The 13,907-nt window shown below is 49.2% G+C and carries 13 protein-coding genes; 4 read left to right on the top strand and 9 right to left on the bottom strand.

Features of this window, described 5'->3' with window-relative positions:
- Positions 1-5 precede the first annotated feature (5 nt).
- Both AC5I6P_RS16330 and AC5I6P_RS16325 read left to right on the top strand, forming a co-directional pair.
- Entirely contained in the window at positions 6-947 is a 942-nt protein-coding gene (locus tag AC5I6P_RS16330) for a glycosyltransferase family 2 protein (RefSeq protein ID WP_495694834.1), read from the top strand.
- Between the two features lie 67 nt (positions 948-1,014).
- Complete coding sequence (locus AC5I6P_RS16325) at positions 1,015-1,707, top strand: response regulator transcription factor (RefSeq protein ID WP_495694833.1); 693 nt, start codon at positions 1,015-1,017, stop codon at positions 1,705-1,707.
- Between the two features lie 29 nt (positions 1,708-1,736).
- Here AC5I6P_RS16325 and AC5I6P_RS16320 read toward each other — a convergent pair whose 3' ends face one another.
- Positions 1,737-2,591 (bottom strand): sensor histidine kinase, encoded by an 855-nt coding sequence (locus tag AC5I6P_RS16320; RefSeq protein ID WP_495694832.1) that lies wholly within the window; start codon positions 2,589-2,591, stop codon positions 1,737-1,739.
- 356 nt (positions 2,592-2,947) lie between these two features.
- Between AC5I6P_RS16320 and AC5I6P_RS16315 the strand changes: the two genes are divergently transcribed.
- Positions 2,948-3,652, top strand: a complete 705-nt coding sequence (locus AC5I6P_RS16315; protein ID WP_495694831.1) for a PHP domain-containing protein — start codon at positions 2,948-2,950, stop codon at positions 3,650-3,652.
- A 438-nt stretch (positions 3,653-4,090) separates the two neighbouring features.
- Here the strand turns inward: AC5I6P_RS16315 and uvrC are convergent, their stop codons facing one another.
- Positions 4,091-6,043, bottom strand: coding sequence for an excinuclease ABC subunit UvrC (gene uvrC / locus AC5I6P_RS16310; protein WP_495694830.1), 1,953 nt, complete (start codon positions 6,041-6,043; stop codon positions 4,091-4,093).
- Between the two features lie 141 nt (positions 6,044-6,184).
- Here uvrC and AC5I6P_RS16305 point away from each other — a divergent pair, with 141 nt between their 5' ends.
- The gene (locus AC5I6P_RS16305; RefSeq protein ID WP_495694829.1) at positions 6,185-6,391 is read left to right on the top strand and encodes a hypothetical protein; all 207 of its coding nucleotides are present in this window, start codon (positions 6,185-6,187) and stop codon (positions 6,389-6,391) included.
- 105 nt (positions 6,392-6,496) lie between these two features.
- On the opposite strand, the gene AC5I6P_RS16300 is transcribed toward AC5I6P_RS16305, so the two are convergent.
- From AC5I6P_RS16300 to AC5I6P_RS16270, 7 genes are all read right to left on the bottom strand, one after another.
- A complete protein-coding gene (locus AC5I6P_RS16300) occupies positions 6,497-6,916 on the bottom strand; it encodes a response regulator (protein ID WP_495694828.1) in 420 nt (139 codons plus the stop codon).
- A 337-nt stretch (positions 6,917-7,253) separates the two neighbouring features.
- Positions 7,254-9,386: a cation:proton antiporter domain-containing protein gene (locus tag AC5I6P_RS16295; protein WP_495694827.1), complete on the bottom strand. Its 2,133-nt coding sequence runs from the start codon at positions 9,384-9,386 to the stop codon at positions 7,254-7,256.
- An 80-nt stretch (positions 9,387-9,466) separates the two neighbouring features.
- Positions 9,467-10,129, bottom strand: a complete 663-nt coding sequence (locus tag AC5I6P_RS16290) for an HAS-barrel domain-containing protein (protein ID WP_495694826.1) — start codon at positions 10,127-10,129, stop codon at positions 9,467-9,469.
- 6 nt (positions 10,130-10,135) lie between these two features.
- Positions 10,136-10,327 (bottom strand): NAD(P)H dehydrogenase subunit NdhS, encoded by a 192-nt coding sequence (locus AC5I6P_RS16285; protein ID WP_495694825.1) that lies wholly within the window; start codon positions 10,325-10,327, stop codon positions 10,136-10,138.
- A 94-nt stretch (positions 10,328-10,421) separates the two neighbouring features.
- On the bottom strand, positions 10,422-11,705 hold the full coding sequence (gene rodA / locus AC5I6P_RS16280) for a rod shape-determining protein RodA (RefSeq protein WP_495694824.1): 1,284 nt from the start codon (positions 11,703-11,705) through the stop codon (positions 10,422-10,424).
- Between the two features lie 82 nt (positions 11,706-11,787).
- Positions 11,788-12,858 (bottom strand): iron-sulfur cluster carrier protein ApbC, encoded by a 1,071-nt coding sequence (apbC, locus tag AC5I6P_RS16275; protein ID WP_495694823.1) that lies wholly within the window; start codon positions 12,856-12,858, stop codon positions 11,788-11,790.
- A 123-nt stretch (positions 12,859-12,981) separates the two neighbouring features.
- Positions 12,982-13,497, bottom strand: a complete 516-nt coding sequence (locus tag AC5I6P_RS16270) for an SRPBCC family protein (protein WP_495694822.1) — start codon at positions 13,495-13,497, stop codon at positions 12,982-12,984.
- Positions 13,498-13,907 lie beyond the last annotated feature (410 nt).

Here is a 13,907-nt window from a genome sequence, read left to right as displayed (position 1 = left end):
AACCGATGGATTCTCTGTTTCTGCCAAATGTCTCTGTGATTGTGCCAATTTATAACGGTGAAGCAGATTTGCCTGATCTACTCGCCTGTCTCCGATCGCAAGCTTATCCGCGCGATCGTGTGGAATACCTGCTGGTCGATAACGGCAGCCGCGATCGCACCTCTGATCTGCTCCGATCCGCTGCGCAAGCTGAAGCCATCACAATTCGTCTACTCAGCGAACCTCATATTCAAAGCTCTTACGCGGCTAGAAATCAGGGTATCCGAACGGCAACGAGTAGAATTCTTGCCTTCACAGACGCCGATTGTCGCCCAGAATCAAACTGGCTCACCCATTTAGTTCAGCCGTTTATTGATCCGGCGGTGGGGTTAGTCGCAGGAGAAATTCAAGCACTGCTAGGGCAGACCTTGTTGGAGCAACATGCCGAGCGTCAGGAAACGCTGTCCCAAAAGCATACGATCGCGCATCCCTTTTGCGCCTACGGCCAAACCGCAAATCTTGCCGTCCGGTTAGATGCTTTCAAACAAGTCGGGTTGTTTCGTCCCTACTTAACCACAGGCGGCGACGCCGATTTGTGTTGGCGAATTCTGAAACAAACGTCTTGGCAGTTTCGATTTGCAGAATCAGCGATTGTCCGTCATCGCCACCGTGCTACTCTAGCGGAACTCAGGAGCCAATGGCGGCGCTACGGTCGTTCTAATCGATATCTCCACGAGTTGCACGGCGTCGATCTGATGCGTGAACCGAATCTACAGGAGTACACTTACCGCCTTGCCCGTTGGATCGTGAAGGAACTACCGCTCTCAGCCAGTAAGCGAATCTTGGGTACAGCAGCAACAGTAGATTTAGTGGGAACTCCACTCGGCTTGATTTGCGCTCACGCCCGCGCGATCGGGCAACGCCAAGCCACTTTACCCGAACAAGCCCGAGAGATTGAATGGCTGTAAAGCTGCCTAAATGCATCCTCGCGCCCAAAGTTCGCTAAATTAAGAGAAACAAAACAGAGGATCAGCAATGCTGGGGCAACTCGTATTGGTAGATGATGAACCAGGACTTCGCGAGGCAGTGCAAGCCTACTTAGAAGACAGTGGCTTTGAAGTGCAGACTGCCAGCAACGCCCGCGATGGTTGGGAACTGGTGCAGCAAGTCTTGCCTGATCTTGTGATCACAGATGTGATGATGCCCCAGGTCAATGGTTACGAGTTTCTAAAGCAGTTGCGGGAAGATCCCAGATTTCAAACCTTGCCGGTTGTGTTTCTGACGGCACGCGGCATGACCAACGATCGCATTCAGGGCTATGGTGCAGGCTGTGATGCCTACTTGCCAAAACCATTTGACCCAGATGAATTGGTCGCGATCGTCACTCGTCTACTTCAGCAACGGGCAGCCATTAAAGCGGCAAGTAGTGACGGTGAGAATCCAGACGTAGCCGATTTGTCGCGTCAAATTGCTGAGATTCGGGCGATCTTGACTCAAAGAGGCGCGATCGCAACGACTCCCCCACCGATGAAGTTGGACTTTACGCCCAGAGAGCAAAGCGTTTTAGAACTCGTGGTGGACGGATTAATGAACAAAGAAATTGCCCGTCGCCTCGAGACTAGCGTCCGAAATGTAGAAAAATATGTCAGTCGTTTGTTTAGTAAAACTGGCACGAATAGCCGAACAGAGCTAGTTCGCTTTGCGCTAGAGCATGGTCTCACGAAATAGTCAGTTCTTTGAGATAGCGAGTTCTATCGTTAGCGATCGCTGAATATGTTAAACCTGACTCGAACCGTCGTTTGAGTTCCTCGCTCAATCTGTAGTGTGCCGCTAAGTTGCTGCACTAACGAATTAATTAGCTGAAATCCTAATGAATCCGTAGCGTTGGGGTCAAAGTCTGCGGACAACCGATTGGCACTGTCACTCACTCCCAGCGTCGCTTGCCCTGCGAAATTTTGGTTTAGCTCAACGAAAATCTCGCCCCCCCTGCCTTGCAAGCCGTGCTTGAGAGCATTTGAGATCAGTTCGTGAAGAATTAACCCAATTGGAATTGCCCGATCGGCTAGCACCTGAATGTTAGGGTCAGCTTGGATACGTAACGCAATTTGATTTGGATCGATCGCATTGACGCGGACTAGCGTAACAACTAAGCCCTGTACATAGTCGCCTAGGCTAATCTCAGTTAAATCACTCGCTTGGGATAAGCGCTCATGCACAAGCCCGATCGAATTAACCCGGCTCTGATTGCTCCGTAACAACTCCTGAACACTCGGATCGTCTGTCCGCATCACTTGCAAATCCAATAGACTCGAAAAAATTTGCAAATTGTTCTTCACGCGATGATGAATTTCTCGCAGCAAGACTTCTTTTTGTTGCAGCGAGGTCTGTAACCGTTCTACCTCAAACAGTTCAGTCAAAGAAGAGCGTTGCTGAATTGTCATTTGTACAGCTTGCAGTTCTTCAAGAATTCGCTGTAATTCCGCACCCAAAATAGATTGCGCCTCTGTACGATCCTCTAAAGCTTCACGGAGCGAAGTGCGAAACAAAATTAGCCGTTGGCAGATTGCTTCTAGCTGTTGGGAAATCCCATCATCATTAACATCCGAACTCATTCAATGTTCTCAGGAACTCAACCGAAATCAGTACTTCACAATGCCGCCGATGATTTAGGGCTAAAATGTCTCGTCATCGCGGATATTACTGAACTTGTCATCACATTTTCAAGGATGCACGCCTAGATCTACAGAGAAAACACGGAATACAGAAGAATTAGCTATACAAAGTATCACTAATTTATAGGTAGAAACGTTATTGATGTGCCACTTTCATTAAGTTGGCTCTATTGAAGCGCTATTCGAAGCGGTTGATGAAGAAAGTTGAAACGGAGATCGCTGTTAAGATGATGTCTTAATAAATAGACTAAATTAAGAATAGTAAACGACTAAGCCAGTTCATGGTTGAGGCACTTATGGCTGCTAATCTTGCTCCAGTTTCAACGTTTGAGAAGCCAGCAGCGCAGGATGCGGCATCTCTTCGGCAGGTGTTCGCATCGTTGACTGCCGAAAGTTGCCCGCGCTCCTACAACTTTCACATGCATACTCACTGTTCGGATGGTCAATTACAGCCTGAGTTGTTAGCACAACAAACGATCGACCTTTCCTTGAAAGGGTTTGCCATTACCGATCATCACCAAATTGCTGGATTTTATGCAGCGCAACGTTGGCTCGAAGCGTGGCAACAGTCAACTCAGAAGGCTGTGCCGCATCTATGGACAGGAACTGAAATTACGTCCAGATTGCTCGATACTGAGGTTCACATTTTAGGGTTTGCCTTTAATCCTGAGCACGAGGCGATCGCGCCCTATTTGCAGGGAAAGGCTCCGTTGGCAGAGGCCGCGATCGCATCCAATGTCATTGCTGCAATTCATCAAGCGGGAGGGCTTGCCGTCCTCGCGCACCCGGCTCGGTACCGCCGGACACCAGATGATCTGATTCCTGCCGCCACTAACTCTGGTATCGACGGAGTAGAAGCCTTCTATTCGTATAACAATCCTAAACCCTGGCGACCCAGCCCTAGAGAGACACAGCATGTCCAGCAACTAGGCGCGAAGTACAACTTATTCAACACCTGCGGCACAGATACCCACGGTCTAAGTTTGGTGCAACGGCTTTAATGATTTCTGCTCAAAAAGGAAGGGCAGAAGCATCTTGAAGATGCTTCTGCCCGTTTTTATAGTTTGTATTATGAGAAGGATTGGCGATCACACCAGAAAAAATGTTAAGCAAAATGAAGAATCTGAATGAGAATCTGCTGCTTAGGCAATATGAAAACGTGATGGTGATGCGAGCTTAAGAAATAAATTAAGCAAAACGAGACATCATGGCAATGAGTCCAACACAAGTCACAGCAAACAGTAAGACCATTCCGAATGATTGACCAAGGTGCTTTTGAGTAGGTTGCATAACGTTAACTTTTCCTAACATTTAGCGAGTTATTCAACAATATCAATCTCGCCAAGGTTTTGTGAGAAACGCAATTTAACTTAAAGTTGCGACATTTAACTTTACAAAGTTATCATCTACTCCTCAAGAAATAGGTTCCGGTTTTACAATCATTCATCTGCTCCTTCATCCGATGCAAAGGCTTGGCTCGGATGAAAGTAGTCATAAATCTGTTGAGCCACTTGCGGACCAATTCCTGGAACTGTTGCCAGTCGAGCAGGGGTAGCTTCTCGAATGTAATCAACCGAGCGAAACTCGGCGAGAAGTTGCTTCTGGCGATAATGCCCCAACCCCGGAATCTCATCCAGGCTCGATCGCCGCATTCGGGTCGTGCGCTGCTGACGGTGAAAGCTCACAGCAAATCGGTGTGCCTCGTCTCGCAGCCGCCGGAGTAGTTGAACTCCGGGCTGTTCCGCCTCGGTTGGCAACGGCAGCGATTCACCTGGCAGGAAGATCTCTTCGCGCTGCTTTGCCAAACTCACGACTTTGACATCATCGAGCAAATTCATCTCCCGCAAAACAGCAACCACCGCAGAAAGCTGACCTTTTCCGCCATCAATCATGACCACATCTGGGAAGTCGGCTAAGGATGACTGCGCCTTCAGCGTTGAAGGTTGAGAGGCAGGAATGATAGTCTCGCCTCGTGCCTTTGCTGTTGCATACTTCTTAAACCGACGCGAAATCACTTCTGCCATACTTGCAAAATCATCTGAATGCCCAGACGTGATTTTCGGATTCTTAATTTTGTAGTGTCGGTAATGTTGCTTTGCCGCAATTCCATCGACAAAAACAACTTGAGATGCCACGGCATCTGAGCCTTGAATGTGAGAGATGTCGTAGCCTTCAATCCGACGGGGCAGTTCGGGCAGATCTAGAATTTCTGCTAAATCAAGCATGGCTTGAGCATTGCGATCGGCAAATCGCTGAGTCCGAGCCAATTCAAATTCAGCGTTGCGCTCCACCATTTCGAGCAGTTCTGCCTTCTTCTGGCGTTGAGGATGCACGATCGTAATCTTTCGCCCTTTGGCCTGACTGAGAAATTCTGCCAGCATCTCCCCTTCTGGCAATTCATGCTGCACCAGAATTTCCGCCGGGATCTCCACCGGATCGACGCTTTGATAATGTTCTTCTAATACCCGTTGCAGAATGGCTCCGGGTTCTCCCGATTGAGCATCGGCTACAAATCCCAACCGTCCGACGAGACGACCGGCGCGAATTTGAAAGAGTTGAACGCAGGCATGATGTTCATCTGCGGCCAGCGCGATCGCATCTTGCGACACCGTATCATCCGGCAACGAGACTTTCTGCTCTGCTCCCAAGCTCTTCAGTCCCACAATCTGATCGCGCAATCGCGCCGCGTGTTCAAAATTAAGATCTTCTGCGGCTTTCTCCATTTGAGCGGTGAGAGTCTCCTCCAACTCGCTTGTTCGTCCCTGAAAGATCATGGCTACTTTCTGAACCGTCTTGCGATAATCCTCTGAAGAGATCATCGACTGACAGACACCAGGACATCTGCCAATGTCGTAATTCAGACAAGGGCGATCTTTAAACAACGGTTGCGGACGTTGCCGCAGTGGAAAAATTCGCTTGACTAGGTGAAGCGTCGTCCGCAGAGTGCGGCTATCGGTGTAAGGACCGTAATAGCGATCGCGCTCCTTTGCCATGCGGCGCTTTCGGGTAATGAAAATTCGAGGATACGCTTCAGACCAGGTGATGCAGAGGTAGGGATACTTTTTGTCATCCTTGAGCAGCACATTAAAGTGAGGCTGATGCTGCCGGATCAAGTTCGCTTCCAGGGCAAGAGCTTCTGCTTCAGTGTCAGTGACAATGACCTCAATCTCCATCACCTGCCGCATCATCAACGCGATCCGAGGTCGAGTATCGTGACCATTGAAATAGGAGCGGAGGCGCGATCGCAACCGTTTCGATTTGCCAATATACAGAATCTGATCGCTGCTATCCCGCATGTAGTAGACGCCAGGTTCTTGTGGAATTTCCTTAAGGCGTGCTTCTAAACGATCCGGATCTTGAATGAGAGCGAGTGTTTTCGTGGATGAAGTCACAGAGGTAAGGTAAACTTCAAAGCTTTATATAGAGGAAGCCGTGTTTAAATTTTAAATCAATCTGCTCACTTCACACTGCCGATCACCGAACCGTAGTCATTATAGTCATAGGTATCAATCTAGACTTGACAGTACGGAAACATGAATTCAGACGAATTTGAGAGCCAGACTCGCGAGAGCCTGGAAACCGCTCTTAATCAGCTACAAGCTGCAATGCTATTGCTCTCATCCTTGGAATCACAAATCTTGGAGTCAGGAAATACGATTAAAGAGCTTGGTAGAACAATCGAAACTTACATCACAAGTCAGCAAAATGGTGTAGAAGTTTCCGCACGCTCTCAGCTGTAGCAAAATTAGGCTGGGGCAAGCCCTAAATAATTCGTGAGGCAAGGGATGAGAAAGGCTGTTTCAAAAGTTGCTGATCTTCCTCGTTTCGGAAGTCTTTGTAATCAGCTACTCGTCAGGGTTGCCTAATTCTGGTTCTGCTAATTCTTCGCGAATAACCGCAATCAAATCTGTGAGCCGAATCGGTTTAACGAGATACTGCCTTGCGCCTAGATCTAAAGCGCGTTGCTGATCTTTTTGAAATGCATAGGCAGACACAATAATGACTGGGATCTGTTGCCACTCTCGATGTTGCTGGAGCCTCTCTAGTAGGTAATAACCGTCGATATCTGGCAGTTTCAAGTCCAGCACAATCACGTGGGGGTTAAATTCCGCGATCGCCGACTCGAATAAGCACCCTTCTGCTAAAGCCAGCACGCTGTACCCGCAATAACTGAGGTAGTCATTCATCAATCGTCGGTTCGCTTCATTGTCCTCAATTAGTAAAACGCGGACTGGAGAATCGGAACCTAGTTCTTGAGTTGTCATCGCGTATGCACCCGTGTTGACTATCATTGTCGGTCAACGATAGAGATTAGGGGAGCGATTTTATTGGAAGGTTGCTACCCATGTAAATTCGTCGCTAGCCATAGACTGACTTGTATAGAATTTCACATTCTTATTCAAACAAACCCAAGTCAATCCGAGAAAATTTACACAAAATTTCAACTTCGTTGACCAAGGTGAAGTAGCAATTCAAATCCGCGCCTCCAAACCTATGCTTGAAAAGAGGTACAGATATGTTTGTATCGAGGGTGATGTGTTAAGAGTGAGGGTTGAACTGGGAACGAGGCTGTTTGACTCTTAAGGGATGGGTATAAATAAATCAGGTTAGAGAAGGGCGTTGAACAGGTTGTGGAGTAGATAAAACTGCTCTCGCCATTCGTTCTGGTTCACCTAGCATGACAACCGAACATGCCGCTTGCTGCGCAACCTTAAAAGTAATGTCACCGACTAGCAACCCTCCAGCGCTAGTCGGGCGACGTGACGAGCGAAGCACCAGCAAATCACTAGATTGAGAGGCACTTAAAATAGCTCTGGCAACGTCCTCGCCAGGGGCAAGTTGCACCTCATACTCAAACGTTGGATTGTCTTTCTTAATTAGGAGTGCTAGTTGAGAACGAATCCAGGCTTGTTTGTTAGGAGGCGTTCTGCGATCGCAGACATGCAGAATAGTGAGCCGTCCCTGATTTTCAGTCGCAATAATTTCGGCGAGTTGCAGCGCAGCGATCGATCGCTGAGTCAAGTTCTCAATCGGAACCAGGATTTGCTGCATGTCGGAAGGGGACTTCAACAATCGGCTCACCGCGACCGGACAATGAGACGACCACAGTACAGTATCAATTACGCTGCCAAACAAGCGTTCTTGAAAGCGAGTGCGCTTTTGCCAGCCCATCACGATCAGACTGGCATGGTGTTCTCGACTAGAACGGACAATGCCTTGAGCAACCTTGTCATCAATTCTTAGTACAGGTTCAACCTCTGCATTCAAATTCTTCTCGGCATTCAACTCATTGCAGATAGCGGTTGCATTGTCTAGAAGCATCTCACTGCGCTTAATCGCCGCTTGGACAGAAGGGGTATCTAACTGACCCTGTTGAAGCGCGATCGCTAGGGGCACGATTTGCCCAGGCTGATGATGCGCAATCACTGCCGCCATTTCAAGCAGATACCGCTCCGTATTGGGGTTGGAAATTGGAACGACGATTCTGGACGAATCGAGCGTCGCTGAAGCAGAGCCTGAAGCAACTCCTGCTGCCTGGAGATCGCTGCCTTCTACCCTCAAACCACTGGCAAAGCGGGTTGTGAGAACAGGTCCTAATGTGGAAGTCACCAGCATCAGAATGATGACGGCATTCAAAACCCCTTCTGTCAGCAGTCCGACGCGGTAGCCGACCAGAGTAGCAGCTAACGTGGCGGCAACTTGGGGTAACGACAACGACCCCATTGTCATCATTTCTTGCCAGTTATAGCGGTAAAGTAGCTTTGCAAATAAGGCTGCTGCGAATTTACTCGCAATTAAACCCAGTACGATCGCTCCTGTCAGCGCTAGAAGCTGCGGACTGGTCAAGTTTTTGATGAAGGCTGGAACCCGAATTAGCAGCCCCATGTTCACAAAGAAGATCGGAATAAATAAAACGCTGCCCACAAAGACAATTTTTTCCTTGACCGCACCGTTGCCGACGGCTCCATTTACGGCAAGCCCACACAAAAACGCACCGACAATCTTCTCAACGCCGATGAGTTGTGCCCCAACCGAGGCTAGAAATAGGGCCAGCAGAACAAATAGAAACTGGTTGCCTTCATTGTCGCCAGAGCGCTTAAAGAATTCTCGCCCAGCGCGATTAAACCCGACCAAAATCACAACCGTGTAGATCGCCAGCGACCCAAGTAGGACACCTAGCTTAAGCGGGGAGAAGTCCCCTGCATGAATGCCAACGCAAACCGCCAAAACCAACAGCGAACCAATGTCTGTAAAAATGGTTGCCCCAATCGTTATTGTCACCGCTTCGTTGCCGACGACGCCTAACCGGCTCACGATGGGATAGGCCAGCAGGGTGTGGGACGCAAACAAAGAGCCAATCAGAACCGAAGCGTTCCAATCAAAGCCAAATAGCCGCCCCACAAAGGTTCCCGTGAGCAAAGGCACGAGAAATGTGAATATGCCAAAGCCGATCGATCGATTACGGGTGCGATTAAATTGTTCAATATCAACTTCTAGCCCCGCCACAAACATCAAGTAGACCAACCCGATATCTGATAATAGCCGCATTGATTCTGAGTCTTGCTTGAGAACCTGTAGCCCGTCGGCACCTAGCACAACCCCTGCTGCCAACAGTCCAACTAATCCTGGTAAACGCATCCGCTCAAACAGGAGGGGAATGACCAAAATCACGGCAAGCAGGATGAGGAAAGGAACAATAGGTTCCTGTTGAGTCGGACCAGCAACTAGTAGCATGCAAGATTTTGGGTTAGGGAAGTGAAAGCGTTCTGTCGCAATCTTACAGATATCAGGTGACTTTTCTTTCTACAATCTACCTAGAGATGAATTTGGCTAAGGATCACCCGCAAGCGATCGTAGTCGTCTTTGAGCAACAAACTCAGCATTCGTCCTGCTTGCACGAGCCAAGCCCGATCTGCTTTTCTAAGTTGATAAATTTCTCGAATAGTGGCGGCTGTTAAGGCATCTACTGGAGCGCCCCCAACTTGAAGCAGGGTTCTGAGAAAATCGAGTTGTTCGCTAAACTCAACGACTTCTTGGGCAGCGCACTGATGGACGGCTTGATGAATTTGCGGTGGACGCGGCGGTAGGTGTTGAAAAACGCCCCCTAATGAGGCTCCGTTCTTTTTATGGGTGTTCGCCCGGTAGCCGATGATCGCGGCGCGAAATTCAGTCTTGAGCATGGCGAAGATTTGCGGCTGTTGTTCTCGCAATTCCTGAAGCGACATGCCTAATGCTCTAGCGCGATGGACGGTATCGATCGGGCTAGTCGTAGCGTGGTAAACCACGGCGTAAATCATGTTTCCCGATTCCTCATCCACCGATTTGACCCAACTGCCAAACGGTGGCATCACCGGAAAGCTGAGGTCGTCAGGCTCTAGGCACTGACACAAGAACTCAGTCGTCGCGGTTTCAATCACCTCGGCAATGTGATCGGGCGATCGCTGTTGAGCCGCAAATTGAGGGAGAGGAAGACGCATCGTTCGTTATTTTTTCTTTTTGCTTCCGCTTTCAACAAGCTCTACCTCAGTCATGCGGAAGGTCACCAGTTTGTCCCAATTGCCGCCCTCAAAAAGAACGGCAACCTTGCCGTCGCTGACTCGTTGAACCAGTCCTTGAAAGCCGTAATAAGTATCATCACTGTTTGTGACCCGAACGGCAGCACCAGGTAAAAGCATAATGAATCGGAAAAAGTAAGGATTTACTCTCAAGTCTACAAGCCGAGGCTCCCTTATGGGCATGAATCTCGATTTTTCGGTGTCTCTAGCGCCCTTAAAACTTCAACCGTTGCCTAAAATTGGCAACCGATTCAACCAGTCCGAGGGCGAGGAAATTCATTAACAGCGCGGCATTTCCGTAACTCAGCCACGGCAGGGGAATTCCAGTAACCGGAGAAAGATTGATTGTCATGCCGATGTTGATGGTGACCTGAAAGACGATCATCGAAAAAACTCCGACTGCGATCAGAGAACCAAAGTCGTCTTTGGCATTTTGAGCGATGACTAGCAATCGGTAGCAAATCAGCAGAAATGATAGAAGGACGGCAGCGGCTCCAATAAAACCGAGTTCTTCGCCGATCGCCGTGAAAATAAAGTCAGTGTGCTGCTCGGGAATGAAGTTTAGCTGGGTTTGTGTGCCTTTGTAGAGTCCTCGTCCCCAAAGTTCTCCAGCCCCGATCGCAATTCTGGACTGAATTAAGTGATATCCGCCCCCAAGCGGGTCTTGCTCTGGGTTTCTAAACATGACGATGCGAGCTTTCTGATAATCCTTGAGAACAAACTGCCAGAGGACGCGCCCCAATCCTCCTGCTAGAAGATTCAGTATGACAGGAGCTAGCGTACCGTAGGGTTTCCAAGGCAACGTTCTCCAAGCCACAAATCCAATTAACAGAATCCAAACTGCGATCGCGGCAATTCCTACTCCCCAAACGGGCAGCAGCACATTAAACAGAATCGCTGAAACGATGGGAGAGATGAGCAGGAGTAGCCATCCTGGGTTAGCATTCCCCCAGTAGAGCATCCCGATTGCGATAGCTCCAAACACCAGGGATGTGCCTAAATTAGGTTCTAAAAAGATGAGTATCCATGGTACACCAGCAACGGCTAGAACCTTGAGCACCATCGGAATGGTGGACGCCGATCGCTGATGCAGCATGGCTGCGATCGTAATAATAATGCCCAGCTTGGCAAACTCAGAGGGTTGGAGGTAGAACCCGAAGATATTGATCCAGCGCTGCGCCCCCAGTCCTTCGGTTCCAAAGAACATCACCAGCAGCAACATGCCGTTGGTCAAGCCGTAGACCCACCATTTCCATTGCAATAACTGATCGTAGCGCCACCGCGCGATCAGCAACGCCAAAATAATGCCAATGCCGCCTGTGATCCAATGCCGCCACCAATCGGTCAACCCAACGTTTGCCTCCACACTGCTGATCATGAGTCCGCCTAAAAGGGTCAAGCCAATTGGAACTGCAAACAGCAGCCAGTCCATTTCTTGCCACGGCTGCAACAGCCCCCTTAGATAAGGCGGTAAGAACGATTTGGATTTGCGGAACATAGCGGGTTGAGATAGGGGGAGATAGGGGTGGAGATGGACCCTCGTGGTTGTCCTCGATGTTGAAATGCCGATCTTTCTAAAATCAAGTCAGTGCGGCAACCGATACTCTAGCAGCGATTTGCCCAGCGATCGCAATTAACGCTTTGGCAGAAGCAGAATCTGGAGCGGCAACGACAATCGGAATGCCGCGATCTCCGCCTTCCCGCAAGGAAATTTCTAGCGGAACACAGCCAAGTAATGGAATATCCAGTTCTTGAGCCGTCTTTTCGCCACCCTGAGAGCCAAAAATGTCGTACTGTTTATCGGGCAGATCCGGTGGGATAAAGTAGCTCATGTTCTCAACGATTCCCAGTACGGGAACGTTGAGTTGCTGGAACATTTTTAAGCCGCGCCGAGAATCGAGCAGAGCAACGGTTTGAGGGGTGGTCACAATCACCGCTCCTGCCATGGGCACGGCTTGCGCCATCGTCAGTTGCGCATCTCCGGTTCCAGGGGGCATATCGACGATCAAATAGTCCAAATCGCCCCACTGCACTTGGTATAAGAATTGGCGAATCACTCCATTCAACATGGGACCGCGCCAGATTACAGGCTGATCTTTGTCAATCAAAAAGCCCATCGACACCAGCTTCACGCCGTGATTAAACGCAGGTTCAAGAATTTCGCCTTGAGGGGACTGCCGCACCGTGATGCTAGAGCCTTCCAACCCCAGCATGGTCGGCGCGTTGGGTCCGTAAATATCTGCGTCAATCAGTCCGACTTTTGCCCCGCTTTGAGCCAATGCAACGGCAACGTTTACCGCGACAGAGCTTTTGCCAACGCCGCCCTTGCCGCTAGAAACGGCAATGATGTTCTTCACACCTTCGATGCCAACGCGATCGGGCAATCCTTTTTGCTGGGGCGTTTCAGCCGTCACGTCTACTTCAACGTGCTTCACATTGGGTAGCGTTTTCACGGCCCGCTCACAGTCTTCTACAATAAACTGCCGCAATGGACAAGCAGGCGTTGTCAGAACCAGGGTAAAGCTTACGGTTCCATCCTCAACTTTGACATTGCGAATCATATTCAGTTCCACCAAACTCTTTCGCAGTTCGGGGTCTTGAACGGGTTTAAGGACTTCTAAAACAGATTCAGAACTGAGGGTTGTCGGCATGTTTTAAGCAGAATGCGATCGCTGGGCGGTTTAGGTGAATTGCTCAGCAAGGAAATGTGACGTAAAAAGCGTCTTTTCGATCTTACCGCTATGGGGAGGTCTCCTCCAGGAATAAAAAACGGATTAGAAGTCAAAACAGCCTTGTTGCGACGGCTTGTGAGGAATTTCTCGCTCTGGATGCTCTGCCGCTTCAGCGAGATCAGAGGCAACTCTAGCGGCATAGGGCTTAATAATTGACCAAATCAAGGGGGACAACCATCCATGTAGCGTCATTGAGTAGGTCACACGAGTTCCGCAAAGGGTTGACTTAATTTCGTAAGTCACGCGTTCTTCAAGGCCGGGAATGGCGAGAATTCGGACTTTCAAAAGTTCGCCTGGATCAACCCGTTCAACAAAAATCCGAATCGGAAAGGGGGAGAGTCGAGTCACAGCTTCATAGATTAATCCAGGCTTAGCAACGAGTCCACGGGGCACATTGGTGCTGGACAGTAAGGGATGCCAGGATACGTCATCGAGATCAATAATCTTCTTCCACAGAACATCCACCGAGGCAGTACTAACCGCTTGATAGGTTTTGGCGAGCGATCGCTGCACGCGACGCTGCCTGCGCCGGAAGAATTTCCACGGACTATAAAACATGGCTATCCTCCTTAAAATGGGATAACAGGTGACGATCAACCGGACAAGAAGCGATACTAAGCTCAGCGATCCGAGGCTGGATATCTTCTAAAAGCTTACGTGAGAGCGATAACTTCGCAAGATTCGCAGGCGCACCTCATCAAGCCTTTAAAAATGACGTTCATCTGTTATAGCGAAAATGGCGCGTTCATAGAACTTAACGATGCTCAAATAGTTCTACACTCAATCATTCTGCTTTCTAGAGGCTCATCCTGTTTTCCGGATACCCGATAGAGGTGATTTTGATCGCCAATTCACGATAGTCTGGATAAATCTGCATTTGCGGAGTGCTGACTCTCAACTGGATTGCTAAATGGTTGCAATAGGTTGAGTAAGGTTATGTTGCCGCCGACCCAGAGCCTTTGTTGCGC

It is taken from the genome of Myxacorys sp., from assembly GCF_059501405.1.
This window is presented reverse-complemented; position numbering and strand designations above follow the sequence as displayed.

Coding starts and splice junctions, on each gene's coding strand:
- AC5I6P_RS16315 (WP_495694831.1), top strand. CDS start 2,948: ATGGCTGCTAATCTTGCTCCAGTTTCAACGTTTGAGAAGCCAGCAGCG.
- rodA (WP_495694824.1), bottom strand. CDS start 11,705: ATGTTCCGCAAATCCAAATCGTTCTTACCGCCTTATCTAAGGGGGCTG.
- AC5I6P_RS16290 (WP_495694826.1), bottom strand. CDS start 10,129: ATGCGTCTTCCTCTCCCTCAATTTGCGGCTCAACAGCGATCGCCCGAT.
- AC5I6P_RS16300 (WP_495694828.1), bottom strand. CDS start 6,916: ATGACAACTCAAGAACTAGGTTCCGATTCTCCAGTCCGCGTTTTACTA.
- AC5I6P_RS16295 (WP_495694827.1), bottom strand. CDS start 9,386: ATGCTACTAGTTGCTGGTCCGACTCAACAGGAACCTATTGTTCCTTTC.
- apbC (WP_495694823.1), bottom strand. CDS start 12,858: ATGCCGACAACCCTCAGTTCTGAATCTGTTTTAGAAGTCCTTAAACCC.
- AC5I6P_RS16285 (WP_495694825.1), bottom strand. CDS start 10,327: ATGCTTTTACCTGGTGCTGCCGTTCGGGTCACAAACAGTGATGATACT.
- AC5I6P_RS16320 (WP_495694832.1), bottom strand. CDS start 2,591: ATGAGTTCGGATGTTAATGATGATGGGATTTCCCAACAGCTAGAAGCA.
- AC5I6P_RS16270 (WP_495694822.1), bottom strand. CDS start 13,497: ATGTTTTATAGTCCGTGGAAATTCTTCCGGCGCAGGCAGCGTCGCGTG.
- AC5I6P_RS16305 (WP_495694829.1), top strand. CDS start 6,185: ATGAATTCAGACGAATTTGAGAGCCAGACTCGCGAGAGCCTGGAAACC.
- AC5I6P_RS16325 (WP_495694833.1), top strand. CDS start 1,015: ATGCTGGGGCAACTCGTATTGGTAGATGATGAACCAGGACTTCGCGAG.
- AC5I6P_RS16330 (WP_495694834.1), top strand. CDS start 6: ATGGATTCTCTGTTTCTGCCAAATGTCTCTGTGATTGTGCCAATTTAT.